Origin of the sequence: Corallococcus llansteffanensis, from assembly GCF_003612055.1 — a bacterium.
Taxonomy (GTDB): Bacteria; Myxococcota; Myxococcia; order Myxococcales; family Myxococcaceae; genus Corallococcus; species Corallococcus llansteffanensis.
Genome location: NZ_RAWB01000963.1, coordinates 1 through 1,817, shown reverse-complemented (window position 1 = coordinate 1,817; position 1,817 = coordinate 1). Strand labels below are relative to the sequence as shown.

At 73.6% G+C, this 1,817-nt stretch carries 1 protein-coding gene; it reads left to right on the top strand.

Annotated elements, in window-relative coordinates; genetic code table 11:
- Window positions 1-12: 12 nt before the first annotated feature.
- Window positions 13-1,817: sensor histidine kinase (locus D7V93_RS42510; protein ID WP_147451663.1), on the top strand; the 1,805-nt coding region annotated here is incomplete at its 3' end.

Below are 1,817 nucleotides of genomic sequence, written 5' to 3'. Positions count from 1 at the left end.
GCCCTGGACGTCATGGTGCTCAAGTCCATGGGCGCCGCGCTGCCCGCAATGCGGCCGGGCGAAGCGCTGGGGCTGATGCTGGGGGGCGCCGCGCTGGGCCTGCGCCTGCGGCGCGACGCGGGCCGGGCCCGCCGCCGGCTGGGCTCGGTGCTGGCGTGGGGCACCGCCGTCCTGGGCGCGGCGAGCCTCGTGGACGTCGTCCTCACGGTGGGCAGCGGGGGCCTGGACGCGCTGTTCCTGCGCCTCTTCGGCGAGGAGGTCCTCGCGCCGCCCGGCCTCACGACCTCGCCCCTCACGTCGCTGTGCCTGATGCTCCTGGGCCCGGCGCTGGCGCTGCTGGACCGGGGCGACGAAGCGCGGCTGTCGTGGTCGGATGGGCTGGTGGCGCTCACGCTGATGGCGGCGCTCCTGGGCCTCAACAGCTTCCTGTTGGGCCCGCTGGTGACGTCCGCCGCCGCGCCGCTCTTCCACGAGCGCACCATGGGGCTGCACACCACCTGCGTGCTGGTGCTCCTGGCCGTGGGCACGCTGTGCGCCCGGCCGGACCTGGGGCTGATGGCGCGGCTGACGCGCGACACGCTGGGCGGCTTCGTGGCGCGGCGGCTGGTGCCGGTGACGCTGCTGGGGCCGCCGGTGCTGGGGCTGACGCTGGTGCTGATGCACCTGTCGGGCACGCTGAGCCACGAGGCGAAGTTCCCCCTCTTCGCCACGATGGTGGCCGCGGGCGGCGCCACGCTGGTGCTGCTGGCCGCGCGCGCGCTGGACCTGCTGGACACCGAGCGGCGCAAGGCCAACAGCGCGCTGGAGGCCTCCGAGGCGCGCTTCCGCACCTTCCTCGACACCGCGCCCGACCCGATGGTGGTGGTGGACGCCCACGGCCGGCTGCGCTTCGCCAACGCGGAGGCGGAGCGCGTGTTCGGCTACCGCCGCGAAGCCCTGCTGGGCCGCGAGGTGGAGCTCTTGGTGCCCCAGGGCCTCTATGGCCCGTCCACCAGCACCCCTCCGCGCGCCACCGGCGGGAGGATGGTCACGGGCCGGCGCCAGGATGGCACCAGCGTGCCGCTGGAGGTGCGCCTGAGCCCGCTGGAGGGTGCGGCCGACGCCACGCTCATCGCCATCCTGCGCGACGTCACCGAGCGCCGGGATCTGGAGAAGCTGCGCGAGGAGTACGTGGGCCTCATCTCGCACGACCTGCGCAACCCGCTGAGCACCATCAACCTGCGCGCCCACCTGCTGCAGCGCGCGCTGCACGAGCGGAAGCTGGAGCGCGAGGGACACATGGCCCAGGCCATCATCCACAACGTGGAGTGGATGAACACGATGATCGAGGAGCTGCTGGAGGGCTCGCGGCTGGAGTCGGGCCGCGTGGACCTGCGCCGCGAGTCGCGCGACCTGGGCCGCTTTCTGGAAGAGGTGCTGGAGCGCGACGTGCCCCCCGACGCGCGCGAGCGCTTCCGGCTGCACCTGGAGTCCCCGCTGCCGCCCGTCCCCATGGACTCCGCGCGGCTGGAGCGCGTGGTGACCAACCTGCTGACCAACGCCATCAAGTACAGCCCCCAGGGCACGCCGGTGGACGTGCGCCTGTCCACCGCGCACGAGCAGGCCGTGGTGTCGGTGAGCAACCAGGGCGCGGGCCTGTCCGCCCAGGACGCCGCCCACCTGTTCGACAAGTACTACCGCACCGAGGACGGCCGCTCCGCGGACGGCAAGGGGCTGGGCCTGGGGCTCTACATCAGCCGGCTCATCGTGGAGGCCCACGGCGGCCACATCTGGGTGGAGAGCGAGCCGGACCGGGGCGTCACCTTCTTCTTCAGCGT